This window comes from Chryseobacterium sp. 2P (assembly GCF_059579425.1).
Map to the genome: position 1 here is coordinate 4,771,339 of NZ_CM184194.1, position 19,113 is coordinate 4,790,451.

Consider the following 19,113-nt stretch of genomic DNA (forward strand, 5'->3'; position numbering starts at 1 on the left):
GGGTTTGATTATCTACTGAGACACGAGCGACGCTTGCCTGCCAAGGAACCACATTCACGATTCATCTTGTTTTAAACATCAATGAAAATTTCCGAGATTATCTTATCATTAATGTTTTGTTCTATAAACTTTTCTAATTCATTTTTCAATATATTCAAAGATAATCGATCATCAGAACGAGATTTGAATCTAATAAGTGTTACCCAATCAGGACAATTCGTCTCCTCATTATATATCAAATTATCAATTTTACTATTAATTAAAAATTTATCAAACTTTACTCTAAAGTGAAAATAGTCTAATTGCTTACCAATACAATAACTTTCTAAGAACAAACGATATTCTTCAACATTTCTGATTTGAAAGACTCCTGGTCTATTTAAAAAATATGTCGGTAGATTAATTTTTTCTGACTCTATCATAATTTATTATTTTATAATTTTTGCGTTTTTCATTAAAGCTTCACCATAAATAATCTGTCCTTTTTGCATATTAACTGCATCTAATCCTTTTGTATATTCACTTTTCAAAATTCCTTTAGTATGTAAATTATCAAAAATATATTCTTTTCCATCAACAACTTTCTCTACAAAACGATGTAAACCATTATTACTAAGTTGAATTCCATCCGGTCCACCAATTAAATTAAATCCTTCTTTTTGGAGATTGATTTCTTTAATAATACCTCCATAAGCTTTTTCAAATGCACTAGCAAATTCTATACACATTCCGAACCTTGCATATTTTGATAAATTGAATCCAGCCAATGCTGTTCCGGGAACAGCCGGCGATTTCCCTTTCATTAATGCAAGCAGACTTAGCGTAACAACGGCTTTTTCTTTATTTGAACCATTTGTATATACATTCGTAATGTTAGCAGGAGCATTCTTAAAATTATCCCAAGCTTCACCCAATGTTTTAGGATCATTGGCATCTGCCGGTCTAATTGGTGCAATATTGTGTGCAACCTGTTCTAAAACATCTCCGGTATCATTAACAAGTTCTCTTATATCCTTTGATGAACCTAAAGACAAAGGATTCTGCCCACCCATATCATGGCATCCTATTGTAGAGATTTGATCGGGTTCATGCCAAGATGTGGCTGGTCCAACTGTAACAATACCCTTAGATTTATATCCGTGATAAACTCTAGGTCCAAACAAATAATCCCAAGCTCTTCTTACCCAACTTTTTTTCTTAGGATCTCCCGGTCCATCTCCTCCCACTCTTTCCCCCATCATCCCTGAAGGATCTGCATAGTTTACAGGATCGTTCCAGACATAAGCATACGGTGAACCCGTGATATCTACCAGCGGATCTACAGAAAGCCAGAAGCTTCGTTTAGGATCGTAATATCTTGCACCATAATAGTAATATCCTGTTGCAGCATCAAATTCTTTACCATTAAATCGATAAGGGTTATCGTAATCCTGATTGGATGTTCCCATCAGCAGTTCTCCGTACGGCATATACTCGTACCAGTTGGTTACTTTTCCTGCGCTGTTTACCAAAACCGAAGCACTGCCCAAATGATCAGGATGAATCCAGTACATTTCAAAGTCTGTTGGCTCCGGAGGAGTATAGGTACTCATACATTCAGATTGTAAAAACTCGCTCCACATGTCACAGATATTCTGTCCGCCAGCAAGGGCATTGGAGTACATTTCCACGAGTTTCTTATGGCATTCTTCATTATGGTCTTCCTCAAAGATCATGATCTGCTGTTCCACAATATAAGAACATACCGTAGGATCACTGGTCACTGAAACGGGTGGGGTATAGGTTCCCTGAGAATCTTCATTGGTTACCCAAACTCCCTGCGGAAGCCCTGCCTGTATAATAATATCGTTCACCTCTTCCGAAAGCGCAACGGCAAGATCGTCATATTCTCCTGCTAAATTAATCTTGAACCTGTGGGTCGGAATACGGCTTACTCTGGTTGCTATTTTTTGGCTTCCCATGTAGTAATGCTTACTCATGGTTTTTTCACTCAGAACAAGATAACCATTGGGGTAATAGATAAAAGATCCCATCTGGGTCGTTTCATCCGGATTGTTTCCGTTCACATAAAGCTTTTTGGAAACGGCATCGTTTTTAAGGATTCTTTCTCCTGCAGCATCATACACGTAGTAGTTTAGATTCTGCTTTTGTGTAACTACCGCTTTTAGTCTGTTCTGTTCGTCCCAGAATAAGCTTCTGTAAGGACCTGCAATTACTCCGGGAATGTTCTCGGTAATAGAGGTGAGATTCCCATTAAGGTCATAGGTGAAGTTTTCTTCACTGTATACTGCCGGCAAATTAGAAAACGACGATCCACAGTCTAACGGGGAATTAAAGTTTTCAAACTTCGCATATCTAATAGATGATACGGCATTTGGGTGATTGGGATTATCATACTTGTATTCTGTTTTTTCACCTAAGTTCGGAGGATACTGGCACGTATTATTACTTATATAGGTTTTCAGTCCATGGTCTTTAGCCATGATATTTCCTACAGCATTATACCCCATATCCAGTTTATAGTACTTGGTGTTTGCCTTTCCTTTAGCCGTAATTTCTGCATTACTTAACCTTCCGAACAGATCATAGTTATATGTTTTTTGTGTAGCAATAGCAATATCCATAGATGGATAATTGCCCGCCATAGGAGTCGTTCCATTAATTTTCGATACATTTCCGTTGCCATCGAAAGTATACAGGCTTCTCAGGATATCCGGCCCGTTGTTATACAGAAGTGCCAGATCTTTTGTCCTTCCCCAGGGATCATACTTATAGTCTGTTCTCGTTCCGTTACCCGCAAGATAAGAGGTCATCTGATCCCTGTTATTGTAAGTCATGGAATAAGCAATACCATGAAGCTTTATTTCTCCCGGCAGCTTGCTCTGGATATTATCCAGAAGACCTGCCATATTATAATTATAGGTAACTTCTTCGGTATCCGGATAGGTAATCTTATTAATTCTTCCCAGTGGATCATATACAAAGGATGTTTTAAACATCTTTGGAACATTATTAGGAGCCACCACCACGCGGGTGTTCTCTTTCACCTGACCTGTGATATTATATTTAAACACCTGGGTTCCTGTACGGTCAGTCTGTTTTATAAGCCTTCCTGCTGCAAAATCTGCTGCTCCAGGCGCACCATATTCGAAAGACACTGTATGGGTTGGATACACTATTTCTTTAAGCTGGTCGTAATAATAGTGGTAATTTACCTGCTGTCCCAAAGAATTGAGGACTAAATTATTAGAAGAAATCATTTTTCCGCTTAAATCATACTTGAAAGTAGATTTACCTGCATCAGGCTGTATAACAGAAGTCTGCCTTCCCAGCATATCGTATGTATAATTGGTATCATTGTTACCGGCATCTTTCATTCTCACCAACTGCCCCAATAAATCATACTCATAGCTTGTCCAGATATCCTGTCCTCCTCCGGTTTGTTTGCTTGAAGTCGTTCTTCCCTTTTCATCAGTATAAGATACGCCGGTATTTCCTAACGGACTCTGCGATCTTGTTGCAAACTGGGTTATCCCGTTTCTGTCTGCTCCAAACTCGTAGAAAATCTTTGTCTCCAGATTTTGCGATCCGTTATTGGTAACCACATTATTCTGTATAATACTCACAGGACGATCAAGATCATCATACGAAGTAGTTGTATACGTCTGCGCTGCCTGATCTTCAGAAGTCAGATAATCATCAAATTTCCTTAGAGAAGCCATGATATTAGTTCCTGTAGTAACTTTATCTCTGATAATGGTCTTCATCGGTCTTCCCAAACGGTCTTTGATCTGATAGATATTATTGGCAAAATAATAGGTTCCGTTCTCTTTTTTAAAGAGCTTTTTCATCATTAGTCCCGCTCCCCATCCATCACTGAAAAGGCTGCTGAAATAATTATCTGTAGGAGTATTCCCGTTAACAGAAGGTGCTTTTCTCTCAGTAACTGCTACCGGCATTACATCCAATGGATAATAATACATTTTTACTGTCCAGTCTCCATCCATTGGTGAACGGTACTGAGTGAGTCTTCCGAAGCTGTCATACTTATACTCCGAAGTTACTCCGTTAATATCCGTTACGACAGTCGGAACCCCAAACAGATAATTATTATCATATTGTGTGGAAGATGTATAGCCATAGGCATCAGTGGTCTGCAGCAGATAGGTGTGATAAACCGGATCGTATGAATAAGTGTAAAACATTCGCTGCGTATTTATTGACGCCGGCTGGGTAACCTTGGTGAGATTACCATAGCTATCATACTCCATATCATAGTCTGCGGTTTCCGTTCCCAGATACTTCTTAATCTTTTTAATATTTTGAGCAGCATCCAGTTCCGTCGTGTTTTTTCTTGCCACCTGTCCTCCTATAGTGATGGTCTGTTCCGAAGGAACCCCTACAATATTCTTTACTCCGGGAGCATGATAAGTAACATTCATCTTCACATCATCTGAAGTATTACTCATGGATATGCCTCTGTCTGTAGATTGAGTTACATTTCCGTATTTATCATAGGAATCGATGGTCTTAATCGTTGTCTTGCTATGGCTATTACTTCCCGAATATTCGGTAAAAGAAGACTCTGTTTTGTACAATAAAGGAATAATTCTTCCTATATCTTTATACTGCGGTTGTGCCTGATTCTCCGTAAGCTGGTAACCGGAAGTTGAGCTTTGACCAAAATATCGGTAGGTATTTTTTGTTTCTGAACGTTTTCTGTTCTGGCTGTCCAAAAGATAAGTAGAACGAACCAGCCCTTTTTTATAGAAGTACTGTCTTACTTTTGTATCGTCATAATTAACATAGAAATCACTTTCGTTTCCATAATAATTCGTTTCATATTCGGTAACGTGGGTCTGATGAAGTGCCAGATCATTGAATACTTTAGTCTTTATAATTCCAAATCCTAAAAACTCTCTTTCCCTTCTGTCATGAACACCTGCCTCGTATTCAAACCCAAATTTTTCTCTTGGTTTTACTTTCTGAGGATCATTAACTCCGGCCGGAGCAGGTAACGTTGTATCTAATGGTCTGAAATTCCAGATACTTACACCCGTCATTACCGTCTTGGAAAAAGGCATCTGATAGGTACCCCCTACCATAGTATTCAGGCTGTTGCTTTCATTTGTATAGTCGTAATTTATTTCTACTGCTCCCTGAAGAGGATTGTCAATACGAACCAATAAATTGGCTTTTGCTAAATTGTTATGATAATAGGTTAAGTTTGTATCTGCATCAGAAATAAGCAAATCCGGATAACCATCCCCGTCAAAATCCCGTAAATCCACTTCCTGCTTATTGACGGATTTATCTTTACTGAAGCCTCCTGATAAACATATTTTTAGTCCAAGACACGCACATAACGTTCCGAAAAAGTTGGATCCTGAAGAATTCTGTTTATTACTAAGACTGAAGTCCTTATTAAAATTCTCCGGTGAAATAAATGACGTTCCGTTATTTATCCAAATTTCGTACGTATTGCCATTTTTTACAATTTTATCGGCAAGTCCGTCACCATTAACATCAATGATTCCTATTTTAGCGGTTGAACTGGATTTCGAAAGACCTATACCCCCTGCCCAGCTTCCGTTAGCCATACTAAATCCGCCTCCTCCGGAAACGGCAAATGAATCTCCTTTGGAAACATCAGCAACATTCCATCCATAAGGATCATACGAAAAACCATTGCCATTGTTAAGATAAACATTACCTCCTGAAATATAATCGATCAGGCTGTCTCCATTCATATCCGCCCAGACTCCGTTACCTTGTCCCCAGGCTCTTCCTATGGTTAGATTTGCGCCTACACCCAAAGCGAAAGAGGAGGAACCGGTATGCATATCTTTTTCACCGCCTACGTAGAAAAAGACATCAGTTGTATTACTGAATTTACCAACAGAAGGCGAAGCCGAAAGTCCTGCCCCCAAAATATATCCTTTATTTTTAATTTCTTTTTTATCAATACCTGACACGGCAGACAACTGTCCCAGATTATTGGTTTTCTGGAAAAAGCCTCCTGAAATAACATCAGGATACTGGTCTCCATTAAAATCCTGGAAATAATCTGCTGTCTTTTCTGTGGAATATCCTGCATGTCCGCTAATCCCCAGCCACGGAACAATAGATCCTGCAACATAGGCATGGAAGGCATCTGATTTTGAACGGAGAATAATTCCTCGAGGATTAGGAACGGCATATACCGGATTATGAATAATTGATGTGCTGTCCGCAATCAGTCCTAATGAATAAGGCTGTTGAATATCTCCCGTAAGTTCTACCGACTCAAGAGGAGAAACATAAGCATATTTATCCGCATCCAGCTGCAATGGCGTAAAATATCGGTTGTTATTCTGCTGAATAATATAATTAGTCATACAGGTATAATAATCCGCTGCCGATGGGTTACATGGAGAAGATCCTCCCGGTTGTGGCATAGAGCCATAAGGATTGGTATTGAATTCACTTTCCCGAATAGGGCTGTCCGGATATCTTGAACCATTATAAGAAAAACCACCCCATCCCTGATACACCAATCCCGTATTCATATTATAATGGGTATTATCTGACCGGTATGCAAAATAATCCGCTTTATGCTCTGTATCAGCATAAATTGAAGACTGAGAAGGCGGATCAAAATTCGAATTATAGATATTGGGATTTAATTCTGCTAATTTCTTAGCAACCTGATAATCCGGGGAACTGATTTCAAAATAAAACGATCGGGAATATATACTTGAAAAATCTGTTATAAATCCTCCTAAGGCATCACAAAGATTAACAGAAGGAATCTGCATTACGTTATTAACAACATCCACCGTATTTTTTGTTGTAAGAATGTTTCCGTAATAATTAATCTTTAGCGAAAAAGTAACTTTCGTATTATGCATATCCGGAAGATTAATCGTAAGAGGCTGATTGATGCCACCAGTAAACTTCGGATACAAAATAAATCTACAGTTAGAAAAGATGTTATACTTTGAAAAATTTTTCGGAAGATTATTCGTCAGTCTTTCAGAGTAAGGATTATATTGTACCAATGCCTTTACATCAATCGTGTCAGTATCAGATGTTATATTCATCTTCGGTTTCCACTTGATCTTTTCCCACGAAACATTGGTATCTGCTGAAACATCAAAGCGCAGCATGGTCATGGTAGAATCTGACGGATTCTGGTTGACCATAAGATTCGCAATATCATACCCTGCAATCTGGTTATTGGCAGGAGTAATTGTATTTAGGCTGTTTCCTTTTGGCAATCTTTGGTGATAAATCAATGTGGAGGGTGGAATAACCCCTGTTGTATCTGAAATAGACTGCACCGATTTATAAATTTTAAAATCTACATCATCTGTGAAAGTCTCATTAGCAAGGGTTCCCCAGGTAATTTTTACTTTGCTTTTATCCCCAATAACATTATCTTTTTTAGAAGAAGCCAGATAGTGACCTGAAGAATTAAAATTAAAATAAAGATTTCCATTTGCGTCTTTCTTCGTCAGATCTGAGGTAGAAACTCCCGGCACGGATGTATACTCGATTCCGGTAACCGATTGTATTCTGTCTCCTGTTGGATCTACCCTGGAAGAGGCTATTAAAAAAATCCGTTGTCCCTTTTCCACGTGGGTAGATGCCGTAAGATATTGTGGCTGTCCCGGGCTATACAGGGTAACGACAGAAGAAAGAGAAGCTGAAGGAGAAGGAATAAATGCTGAGTTATCTTCATTTGCCTTTGTCAGCGAGCCTTTTTCGATCCAGACATCCACTCCATCCGGAGACTGCTGAAGCAGAGACACATACTGGGTAATATCTATTTCTCCTGTTACCGGCGCTTCCCACATTCTTACAATATTAGCCTGTGATGCAGGAAGTCCGGGACTGCTGATGGTATCCATAACCGCAGGACTTCCTTCCAGAATGGCATTAGGTGTTTCTTCTGTCACATTGATAGTACTGGAGGCAGGCTGGGATTTAAACTGAGGAGCATCGTTTCTTATTTTACCAAAGAAAACTTCCCCATAGTTGACCATATCAACCAGTCCGTCTCCGTTGACATCTGAAAAGTAGGTTGGAGAATTAGTTTTTCCAAATGAATAATTTAACCCGACAGCTCCTTTTTTGAAAGAATACTCCAAGCCCAATGTTGTATTATATGAATTATGCCGGATGATTGGGGTTTCATTTGGAAGCCCTATCGATGAATATACACTGCCAAAAGATGATTTCGTATTTCTTCTGAATTTTATTGTACCGTCAGCAGCATAAAACGCTTGATCCAGCAATCCGTCTCCGTTCAGATCGATAAGTTGGTTTTTACCGTAGGATCTATTGTCGTCATAACTTCCCGTTATTCCGATCGTTCCTTTTTTATTCGTTCCAGCACCAATACAAAATCCCCATCCAAAGCTTAAAGATCCCCTGATGTTTTTATTTTTCGCATAACTCCCGCCGATAAAACTGGTGTTCCCTCCTGAAAAAGAACCCACATTACTATTATCTTTTGGAGTATTATAAACTCTTGTAGGAAATTTATCAAATACAGGAACTCTCGTATCATAAGTCAGAAAGTGCCTGTTGAATAAATTTCCATTGCCATCCTTTTGAACGATCTCAGTTAAAAGTCTTTTGGAGAACTGACCTAATAGAACGTTATCTAACTGATACTCTCTAATTAACGTATTCGCTCTTTTTACCGTAATTTTTCTTAGTATTTTGGAATCGGATAACTTTACTCCCAGCTTATTATTGATAATCATATCAGGTCTTATCCCAGGCTCATTTTCAAAATCAATAAAAGTATTATTGCTGTAAGCAATTCGGGAAAGATATTTGTTCTTTCCTCCTCCTTCATACGTATCGATATAAGTATATGTTATGGTATTCCCGAATCGGTCGGTAACTTTGGTTAAATACCATTTAACAATATTTCCTGAGGTATTATTTCCCGGGTTATTGGTTAATATATCCTGATATTCCTTTTTGGTTCCGCTGCCGTCAAGGATTTCCCAGGTGTATGCTCCGGGAGAATTTCCTTTACGGATAATTTTATAGCCTTCTTTTATCCCATTCCGATAATAAAAAGATCTGTCAGTTGCTCTTGCTTCTGCATAGGGTATCTTGTTGGGCAGATAATCATCTTTAAACACCAGCTGCTCACCGGCAATGGTATAAATTTCAGATTCATTGGTGCTGCTGAATGTAGGAACTCCCCAACGTGTATCAAGATCAATGGTTTCCACGGGGATATCCCATCCCGTTCCGGCCCATCCAAATTTATTATCACTGTTGTACACCAGAGATACGCTTGGCTGGAATCCTCCGATTCCTGCAGGAATTTCTATAGGATACTGTACATTGGCACTTCCCTGCTGATTAGGGGTAGGCGGAGAAATAAGGTTAATCTTCGATCCCGGATTGGCAATAGGCATATCATCAAATCCTGTAGGCGCTGAAGCACCAGTTTCCGGGCTTTCCGGTTGTCTGGATACTCCTGCTATATAACGAGCCTGTTTCAGCAAAGTATGCAGAACGATATATTTTTTAGCCGTATTGACACTGTCTATATTTGCCTGAAGCCATCTTTTCTGTTTATAATCAAACGTAAAGGCAGCAATATCTTCTTCCTTATATCCTTTGGGAAGCTTATCCTTATCATAAGGAAGATGAACCGTTACAGACCGGGACGTTTTGTTGGTGAGAAAAAAACCGGCATATCCGGAACTTACATTCACTGTTGAAAGATCCAAAGGCGGAAGATCAATGGTTCTTAATCCCGTCACAATACTGGACGCATCTTTATAAATAAGATTAACTCCTGAATCACGGTAAGAGTCTACGGAAGAAATATGATCCTCTCCTGATATATCTTTAACAATGTTTTCTTCTAAAACCGAAGCCTTATTCTGTATAAAAGCAACAGGAATTGAAAGATTCTCTTTTTTACCGAGAGACAGATATTCAAATTCATTACCTTTCAGGGCAATCTTTTCTCCCTGAACTTCAACAGCCGAAATTCCTGCAGAAGGATTGACATATCCTCTGATATAGCATACTTTATCATTGTATACTTTTGAAACAATTTCATATGCCTTGTGCGAAGCCGTTTTGTTTTCTACAATTCTTACATTTTTAATATGATAGTAGTCTCCTTTTCCTAAAGAATTAAACAATACTGTATTATTCCCTTTTTTCAGAAGACCGGCATCTATATTCTCAGAAACCTCACTCCATCCGGATTTTTTGTATTTTATATATCCCCCGACTGCAAAGCTCCCGTTGATACTTCTTGTGACTGAATTAATGTCTGAATAGCCGTCTACCTCATACTTTAATGCGTAGGACTTACCCGGAAGTATATTTCCCAGATACACATCAAAGATATTATCGGAAGCATCTTCATCTCTTTCACCATCCTTATTTCCGATCTCACCGATAAAGCCAGATTTCACAAGATTTGAATTGGTAAACGGAACTGCCGGATATCCCGCAGGGGTTATGAGTCGACCGGCATTAACCGTAAAGCCTTCTGACCATGCAGAATCTTTTTTATTTCCGGATAAAGAAGTAAGATCTGGAGTTTTGCCTGCCTTTAAATTCTCTCCTTTCAGGGAAGGCTTTAAGAAGCCGCAATCTATTTTGAAGGAATTTGCATATTCCTTATGGTTCTTTACATTTCTTTCGCTCTCTGTATTTCTGTGGGAAACGGTATAAAAAGTCCAGCTGCACAACGACAGAACAATGGGTATGAAAACCGGAAGCATTTCAAGTTTTTTGTTCCCGGAAAATAATTTTTTTAAAGGATGATTCATGGTATTCGTGTTTTTTAATTAATAAGGAAATTAACGCCTTTTCCTTCCTCAGGAATAAATATTTTAATATTATAATAACCAACAACAGGAGGAATATTCATTGGAATGGTAAAGTCTGCTGAAGGAGGATATTGCCCCTGTTTAATCAGAACACCCAAGCTGTTGAATATTTTTATGGTAAGTGGTTTAATGGATTTTAACTCCACCTTTACGGTGAGGTTTCCGTCATGGGACGGATTAGGAGACACGCTGATTTTCTTAAATAAGGAAGTACTCTGTAAGGCATTATAATCTGCCTGAGTTAATACAGAAAGCGGTTTATTAACTTCACAGCCCAGTTTGTTTTTTATTTTAAGCTGATAGGTTCCCGTTCCGTTTAACAGGAAAGGAGCGGTACCGGTCGTCTGACCTGCCGGTGAAGTCAGAACATATTGATAGGAATCTGTATTTAGATCCAATTCTATAGGATTTCCCTGCCACACATAATGATCGTCAATATTCTGGTTAACAATACCTTCCAGATCAAATGTTCTTATAATATCGTTTTGTCCGGATTTCTGTATAATCAGCTTATAATTGTCCGGCAACAGATTATTAAAGACAATAGGATTGGTCGTTCCGGAAGTTGGAGCTACAATAACCTGATTACTGTTCAGGCTTTTTAGAGAATAGCTGAAAGGGAAAAGATCTGAAGGAACGGAAACCTTTACAATTCCACTACCCAAATCATTACAGGTACTCACCATCTGAATATTCTGCTCGCTCTGGGAATCTTTAAGATTGAAAGTAAAATACTCGGTGCCATCATGGTCAATGTCCCACATGATATCTTTAAATATATACTTATCTCCGATTTTCTCTCCTAAAATGTCGGTAGAAATATCATTCTGATAATTGCTTTCATTGGCAAATAGTCTTAATATAACCTTATCACTTGGAGAAAGCCCGGAAAGAGTAAGATAGAGATATGTTTTTACAGTCTGAGTTCCTGAATTTTTTATCTGTGCTTTCCACATTCTGAACATATCCCGTTTGGGATGTGCGGAAAGGAGATCGGCTTCTTTGAAGCTGAAAGACTGGTTGTTATCTCCCCACAAAACGAAAGTCCCCTGATTTAAAGTTTCCGGATTCTGATAATTCGTAGCTTTTAAGGTATTTAAAGACATAATAATATGTTCATCTTCAGAATTTTTTGACTGCTTTTGATAAAGACCAAAAGCATCATCTCTTCCAATGCCTGTAATCCTGAAATTGTAATTCTTATTTTTTTTGGAATCCCACAGGATATCGCCTGCATAAGAAACATAATTTTTTTCTGAAATATCGTTTATAGTGATACCATACTTCACAGAAAGATAGGTTTCTATTTTTTGTTTGTCAATTGGGGAAAGATTATTATCAAACACTAAGATCTCAGGAATAAGAAGGGTAGGATCTGTTTTTTTATTCAAAAGAACAATCGGGTTAATTTTCTTGCCGGTATCGGTTTTGGTAAAAGTCAGGATTTTAGAACTTAACTGAGGGCTGTTTATCCTTAATGTATCTGAAAAATCATCAATCCCCAGACTGCTGATCACGGAACTTCCTATTTTTCCGTAGACCTTTTTATCCGTTCCTCCAAACTTATTGCTTACAAAAAATAAAGAGGGCTGGTTCAGGTTTCCGTCCAGTTTCTTAAAAAATGATCCATGAACAGGATCTTTTACCAGATGATAATTCATTAGCCTGCCGGTTAAGGTGTCTGTAGGAGCAATACTATCCTTTACATTGTTTTTGCGGAAAGAAAGTCCTGCAACACCTCCAAAAACGGTGGTTTGGGAAAACAGGAAACAAGATACAAATAAGGTTATTAGTGTTAATATTTTACTCATGATTCTGAAGTTTACAGGTTAATACATAGAAATTAGTTCAAAGTTTGCAATTCTCTTGGGCGCGTGCAAAGACCTAACTGGTCAAATGCTTATTACAACTAGTCAAATTCTTTTTGAGAAAAAAGACTGGTTGAATGCAGAAGCTGTTTCCAAGGGATTTTTTGTTGTGTATTTGAGAAACTACCCGAAGGGAAGCACAGAAAAAGGACCTCTGTATAATTTTTTTTCATATTTAATGTTAGTTTTAAAGTAGCTAATATACTGTTTTTGATTATTTTAAAGTCATCTTAAATAATTTTTTTTCTCCAGATCGATTTTATTTGTATGTTAAACATTGTTATTTTGTTTCGTCATATTTATTTTTTGGGTTAAAGCGCATATTCGGAAATATCATTTTTTCTTTCTTTCACAAAGCTAATCTCCCGAAACGACAAAACTTGACGTATTGTATAAAAGATACATTTTTTTGAAAAATGTTGAAAAAATCATAAAGAAATCATTACAACGAAATTTTAAAATACTTTTCCATTCAATTGTAACCAGTTCTGATGACCTTATTTTTTTCTTTTTAAAAAATTCCGTCATAGGCTGTAGTAATCATCTGCAGATTCGGAAATATAGGAGTCTGTATTTTTAGATTGAGGAACAATATCTTTTGGGATAAAAGATAGGTAATTAATATGGAATTTCTTTTCTACTGTATGTGATCAAAAAGTACCAATGCTACTGAATCTTTTAATTAGAATGGAGCTTGGGGAGTAAAAAGCAGAATATTTTTTCTATTCAGATTAGCTAACTTTTTGCATAGTCCCGAGATTTTGATACTGATCCGAAATAATTGTAAAAACCTTTGATGAACCGGATAAAAAAAAGACCTACATTTCTGTAAGTCTTTTTGCTCCTCCTGCTGGGCTCGAACCAGCGACCCTCTGATTAACAGTCAGATGCTCTAACCAACTGAGCTAAGGAGGAATGTTCTATTGTTTTAGTAGTGCAAATATAAATGGAATATTAATATCAAGCAAATTTTTATTTTAAAAATAATTAAAAAATTCCTTTGTTAATGGGTGGTTTGAAGGTTATTTGATTATATGTCAGGTAATTAAAATAGAGGGTTGAGGCAAAACTTCTGTCGTGAAATTCAGTAAAAAAGAGGCTGTATTTCTGCAAATTTTTTTTGCTTCCCCTCTTTATAATATTTGGGGTTTGTTTATTTTGAATTTCATATATTGGATTGAATGACAATTATTTGTGAGGCTGAAATATTATTGTTTTCTACGAGTATTCGAAATGGTTTTAAGGAGTATTCGCCTTTATAAAATGTATATCAGAAGATATAAAAAGTTTGATAATAATTTTATGCCTGCAGTGTTTTAGGAATCTCAAATGAAATTCTGTCTGAAAATTCATCAATAAAGCCTTGTATACTTTCTGTTTTCGTCATTGGGAAGACCTTCCGATAATGATTGATTTAAAAATTTTTAGAAGGTTTTGCTGTAAGTATACCACACTGAGCGGAGCCAAAGCGTACAATGAAGCAAAAATACTTTCATAAAATTCTCCCGAAATCCTTCGACTGTTGTTCGGTGTTCCTTCGGAAAAAATCCCATTTTTCCGAAGCCGATCCGAAGAAGACCCGAACATGATCCGAAGAAATGGGTTTTCAAACCGGTCAAAACCGGTCAAAAGCAGTCAAAACCCGTCAATATTTTTTTATAATCGTGAAAACACAACGGAATGCTGTAATTTTAGTTCGTTAACCGGAAAAATTTAGAAAAGAATGAATGAAATTATAATAACTGAAAAGCGGAAAGCTTTAAAGTCAGTAAGGGTAATAGAAAATAAATTTAAATCAGTCCCAGTCTGCGGCAATGAATTTCATGCTGCTTCCCTGATCATTTTTTAAAGTCAGAAAATGTCCTTCCACTTTGTAATGATTCATTGTTTTAATATTCCGGGAGAAATCATTTTCCAGTTTCATATTCGGGCACGCCATTTCTGTGGAGGCAACTTGCGAAATTTTTAATTGACTCTCCTTTTTAAATTCAGATGTAAAAAACAGTTTATTGCATCCCATAAAGGCGGAAGTTTTTATTTTTCCGTTTTCAAGAGGAGAGGTAAGATCAATTTTAGCATTGCTTTTTATTAATTCTTCTTTAGAGTAACTGCCAAAAGAAACCAGCATCCATTCTCTCTGGATCTGTGGATTTTTTACGGCTGCGGAAGAGCAGTTTAAAACAAAACTCAGGCACAAAACTGTTAAAATTGCAGTGAATATCTTTTTCATAAGCCACCGGAATCCATTTTCATACCATTCTCAGACATCAGACAGTAAAAAAATTACTAAATTAGCGACACAAAAATTATTTTATAAAATGAAAAGAATATTACTACTATTCACTTTCCTTTTAAGTTTTGTCCAGATGAGGGCAGACGAGGGAATGTGGCTGTTAATGCTCGTGAAAAGACTGAATGGGGTAGACATGCAAAAAGAAGGATTGCATCTTACACCGGAAGAAATTTATTCTGTCAACAATTCGAGCTTAAAAGATGCAATTGTAAGCTTTGGAGGATTCTGTACAGGAGAGATTGTTTCTAATCAGGGTCTTATTTTCACCAACCACCACTGTGGATACGGTGCTGTAGCAGCAGCTTCTACACCGGAGAAAGATTATCTGAAAAACGGTTTCTGGGCAATGAAGCAGAAAGACGAATTCAATGCTAAAGATCTTTACGTGAGATTTTTGGTAAGAATGGATGATGCTACGCAAAGAATCAATTCTAAATTAAACAACAATATGTCCGCTGCAGAGAGAAAAGCTGTGATCGACGCTGAAACAAAAGCGATCCAGTCTGAAAACTCTGAGAACGGGAAATACACAGTAGTTGTAAGAGACTTTTTCAACGGAAACGAATTTTACTATTTTGTTTATCAGGATTATAAAGACATCAGATTGGTGGGAGCTCCGCCTTCTGCACTGGGAAAATTTGGAGGTGATACCGATAACTGGGAGTGGCCAAGACATACGGCAGACTTTACGGTTTTCAGAGTATATGCTGATGCAGCGGGAAATCCGGCGGAATATTCTCCAAGCAATGTTCCTTTAAAACCAAAACATTTCCTACCGGTTTCTCTGAAAGGTGTAAAGCCGGGAGATTTCTCCATGATCTTGGGATATCCGGGAAGAACCAACCGTTACCTGACTTCTTACGGAATTCAGCAGATGGTAAACAAAGATTATCCGGCTTGGGTTGAAGCTTCTAAATTAGCCATGGATGTAATGAAGAAGTACATGGATAAAGACAAAGGAACTCAGCTGAACTATGCTTCCCAATATGCTTCTGTAGCGAACTACTGGAAAAACAGACAAGGTACTATTGATGCCGTTATTAAAAACGGAACCATCACAGACAAGCAAAAAATCGAAGAAAGATTTAAAACCTGGGCGGTACAACCTGAAAACGTGGTTGAGTACGAAACAGTTTTAGAAGATATCGGACTTTATTACAAGCAGACTTCAGACAGAAATGTGGAGAGAATGTATATGACGCAGCTTTCCAGAAATTCTAAATATTTCGCACTTGCACTGCAGGTAGGAAATGTTCTTCAGGCGTATGCAAAACAGGATATGGCAGGAAGACTGGCAATGAAGCCGAAAGTAGAGGCAGCTTTGAAATCAGCCTACGAAAACATCAATATCAAGCTTGAAGGCGAAATGATGAACTCTATGGTAAACCTTTACCAGACAAGAGTAAACAAAGATGTAGCTTCTGAAACCATTATGGGACTGGATGCTAAAAATCTTTCGAATGTTGCTTACTCTTCAATCTTCGCTAACAAAACTTCTGCAACAAACTTTATGCTGAATCCTGATCCGTTGAAACTGGATGCAGATCCACTTTGGAAAATTGCAAACGGAATTATGGCAGATCAAAAAGCTTCTGCTGAAAGATTTGTAAAAATTGATGATAATTTTGCTAAAAACAACAGATTATTCTTAGCAGGATTAATGAAGGCAATGCCTGAGAAAAAATTCTATCCGGATGCAAACTCTACCATGAGATTAACGTATGGAACGGTAGATAAATTGCCGATCAGATCAGACAGAAACTACTTCGGAATTACCGATAACTATTATACTGATATGACAGGTCTTGTAGGAAAATACAAGAAAGGAGATGAGGAGTTTGATCTTCCGCAGAGAGTGATCGATCTTTATAACCTTAAAGATTTCGGTCAGTATGCAGATGCAAAAGGTTATATGCCGGTAAATTTCCTTTCCAACAATGATATTACAGGAGGAAACTCCGGTTCTCCGGTAATCGATGCAGACGGAAACTTAATTGGTATTGCATTCGACGGAAACAGCGAGGCTTTAAGCGGAGATATCGTTTTCGAACAGGAATGGCAGAAAACCATCAACGTAGACGTTCGTTTCGTTCTTTGGACGATCGATAAATACGCAGGTGCAAGAAGACTTATCGACGAATTACAATTGGTAAGAGACGGTAATACTCCTGCAGATACCAAAACAAAAATGCCAAAAGAAGCTCCTGCAAAAGCAAAGAAAAAATAATCTTTAAACAGATATTAAAGCCGCGAAACTTTACTTTCGCGGTTTTTTTTGCTGAATTTTTATTACTTTAACCCGATCAAAAAATACATTATTAAAAAATGAAAAGTAAAATTTTCGGGGGCTTGCTGATATTTTTAGCATTATGGAGCTGTCAGAAAAAAGAGAAGGAAGATTTGAAATCTTTACAGGACAAGGATTCTTTACAAACGATTATTAAACAAGACAGTTTACATAAAGAAAAACAATCAGAAAAAGAATCATCTAAAGTATTTACAGACGATTTCCTGAAAATTGAGAATGCTCAGGTGAATGGAAATGATATTGTTCTGTCTCAGGAACAGTTCCAAAAGCTTTATTCAAAACACGATTCCATTAAAAGTGAAGTGTGGGACTGCGGAAGCCCTTTTGAATGGCTTGATAAAGCGTGGATGGAAAAGATATACGGAAAGGATCTTTTGAGCTTTGACGGTAAAATAACAACTTTCTACACCGGCAATGCTGAGTTTATTTCAAACAATCATAAGGTTATTTTCAGCAGTGCGAAATCCGGAAACAACCGTTTTGAAATCAGATCGCATCATATCATTCTTACTAATAATACAACCGTTGCCGAATTTCAAAAGCTATTTCCCAAACTGAAAATAGAAGATACGGATCGGAAGAATATTCAGAGCTTCAGTATTCCGGTTGGAAAAGAAACAGAAGATTCATTTATGTTCTATTTCAAAGACGGAAAACTGGATAATTTTAATCTATGGTGGTTATTGTGCTAAATTTTAAGCTATGAAAACAGATGATATACAATTTAAGGCGGTTATTAAGCAAAATGGCAAAATGAATGCGGCTTTTGTGGAATTTCCTTTTTCTACAGAGGAGCTATTCGGCAAAAAAGGACAGGTAAAAATCAAAGCGGTTTTTGACGAAAAAGTTGAATACCGGGGAAGCCTCGCCAAAATGAAATCGGAGTGCCATATTTTAGGCTTAACTCAGGAAATAAGAAATAAACTCAATAAGACTTTCGGCGATGAGGTTTTCGTTTCTCTAACGGAAGACAAAGAAGAAAGGATAGTAGAGATTGCGGAAGATATTGTATTGCTGTTTAATGAAAATCCTGAAGCGAAAATATTATTCGACAAAATGAGCTATACCCACAGAAAGGAATATATCCGCTGGATTGAAGAAGCAAAGAAAACGGAAACCAGAGAAAACAGAAAGCTGAAAATGATTCAGATGATTCTTGAAGGAAAAAAAGGAATTTAAAAAGTTCCGTTATCCATTGAACAGGTCTTATCATAGATGAAAAAGTCCGCTCATTATTTTGATTCAGACTTTTTTATTTAGGCTGGCTTTTTTTAATTAAACCATAAAATGAATAGTCAGAAATTGTTTCACGCCACCATTAATCACCGTAATCGAATCTCCATTATGATGAACAGTTACGCCCAGATCATTCATTATCTCTTTAAAATATCCACTTTCCGTATTGGAAGAAACGATATTTTTCTGCCATGAAAACTGAGCCGTCTGATCCTGATTATTTTTAATAATTAAAATACCGAAATCATTTCTGAGAATGGCAGTGTCTATTTCCTCCACCGAACTCTCATGCGGAGCAAAATCTTTTGAGAGAAGAATAATGGATTTAAAATGATGTTCTTTAGTCTCTTTTTCCGAAATTTCTACAGCAGTTTTCATTATATTATTTTGAGTTTTATTCTGATCTTTTTTGCAAACATGAATCTTCATAACGACAAAACTTGTCGTATTTAAAAAGAATTGATAAAAAATTTCGGGGCAGCAAAGCTGCCCCGAAACCATAAAAAATAATAATTAAAATATAATTTGATCATTGGTGTCCGT

Annotated in this window: 8 protein-coding genes and 1 tRNA gene; 3 read left to right on the top strand and 6 right to left on the bottom strand. The window is 37.3% G+C overall.

Going from position 1 to position 19,113, the window contains the following annotated elements; translation table 11 throughout:
* Positions 1–71: 71 nt before the first annotated feature.
* The 5 genes from AC52CF_RS21955 to AC52CF_RS21975 form a co-directional block, all read right to left on the bottom strand.
* Entirely contained in the window at positions 72–422 is a 351-nt protein-coding gene (locus AC52CF_RS21955; protein ID WP_496517687.1) for a hypothetical protein, read from the bottom strand.
* Positions 423–428: 6 nt separating this feature from the next.
* Positions 429–10,805: an RHS repeat-associated core domain-containing protein gene (locus AC52CF_RS21960; protein WP_496517688.1), complete on the bottom strand. Its 10,377-nt coding sequence runs from the start codon at positions 10,803–10,805 to the stop codon at positions 429–431.
* 14 nt (positions 10,806–10,819) lie between these two features.
* Complete coding sequence (locus tag AC52CF_RS21965) at positions 10,820–12,676, bottom strand: DUF8202 domain-containing protein (RefSeq protein WP_214587665.1); 1,857 nt, start codon at positions 12,674–12,676, stop codon at positions 10,820–10,822.
* Between the two features lie 898 nt (positions 12,677–13,574).
* Positions 13,575–13,648, bottom strand: a tRNA-Asn gene (locus AC52CF_RS21970).
* An 880-nt stretch (positions 13,649–14,528) separates the two neighbouring features.
* On the bottom strand, positions 14,529–14,963 hold the full coding sequence (locus AC52CF_RS21975) for an META domain-containing protein (RefSeq protein WP_214587664.1): 435 nt from the start codon (positions 14,961–14,963) through the stop codon (positions 14,529–14,531).
* 88 nt (positions 14,964–15,051) lie between these two features.
* Between AC52CF_RS21975 and AC52CF_RS21980 the strand changes: the two genes are divergently transcribed.
* From AC52CF_RS21980 to AC52CF_RS21990, 3 genes are all read left to right on the top strand, one after another.
* A complete protein-coding gene (locus tag AC52CF_RS21980; RefSeq protein WP_336690279.1) occupies positions 15,052–17,253 on the top strand; it encodes a S46 family peptidase in 2,202 nt (733 codons plus the stop codon).
* A gap of 98 nt (positions 17,254–17,351) precedes the next feature.
* A complete protein-coding gene (locus AC52CF_RS21985) occupies positions 17,352–18,026 on the top strand; it encodes a hypothetical protein (RefSeq protein ID WP_214587662.1) in 675 nt (224 codons plus the stop codon).
* Positions 18,027–18,036: 10 nt separating this feature from the next.
* Positions 18,037–18,513: a DUF1905 domain-containing protein gene (locus AC52CF_RS21990; protein ID WP_496517689.1), complete on the top strand. Its 477-nt coding sequence runs from the start codon at positions 18,037–18,039 to the stop codon at positions 18,511–18,513.
* A 96-nt stretch (positions 18,514–18,609) separates the two neighbouring features.
* On the opposite strand, the gene AC52CF_RS21995 is transcribed toward AC52CF_RS21990, so the two are convergent.
* Complete coding sequence (locus AC52CF_RS21995; protein ID WP_214587660.1) at positions 18,610–18,948, bottom strand: hypothetical protein; 339 nt, start codon at positions 18,946–18,948, stop codon at positions 18,610–18,612.
* Positions 18,949–19,113: the final 165 nt, after the last annotated feature.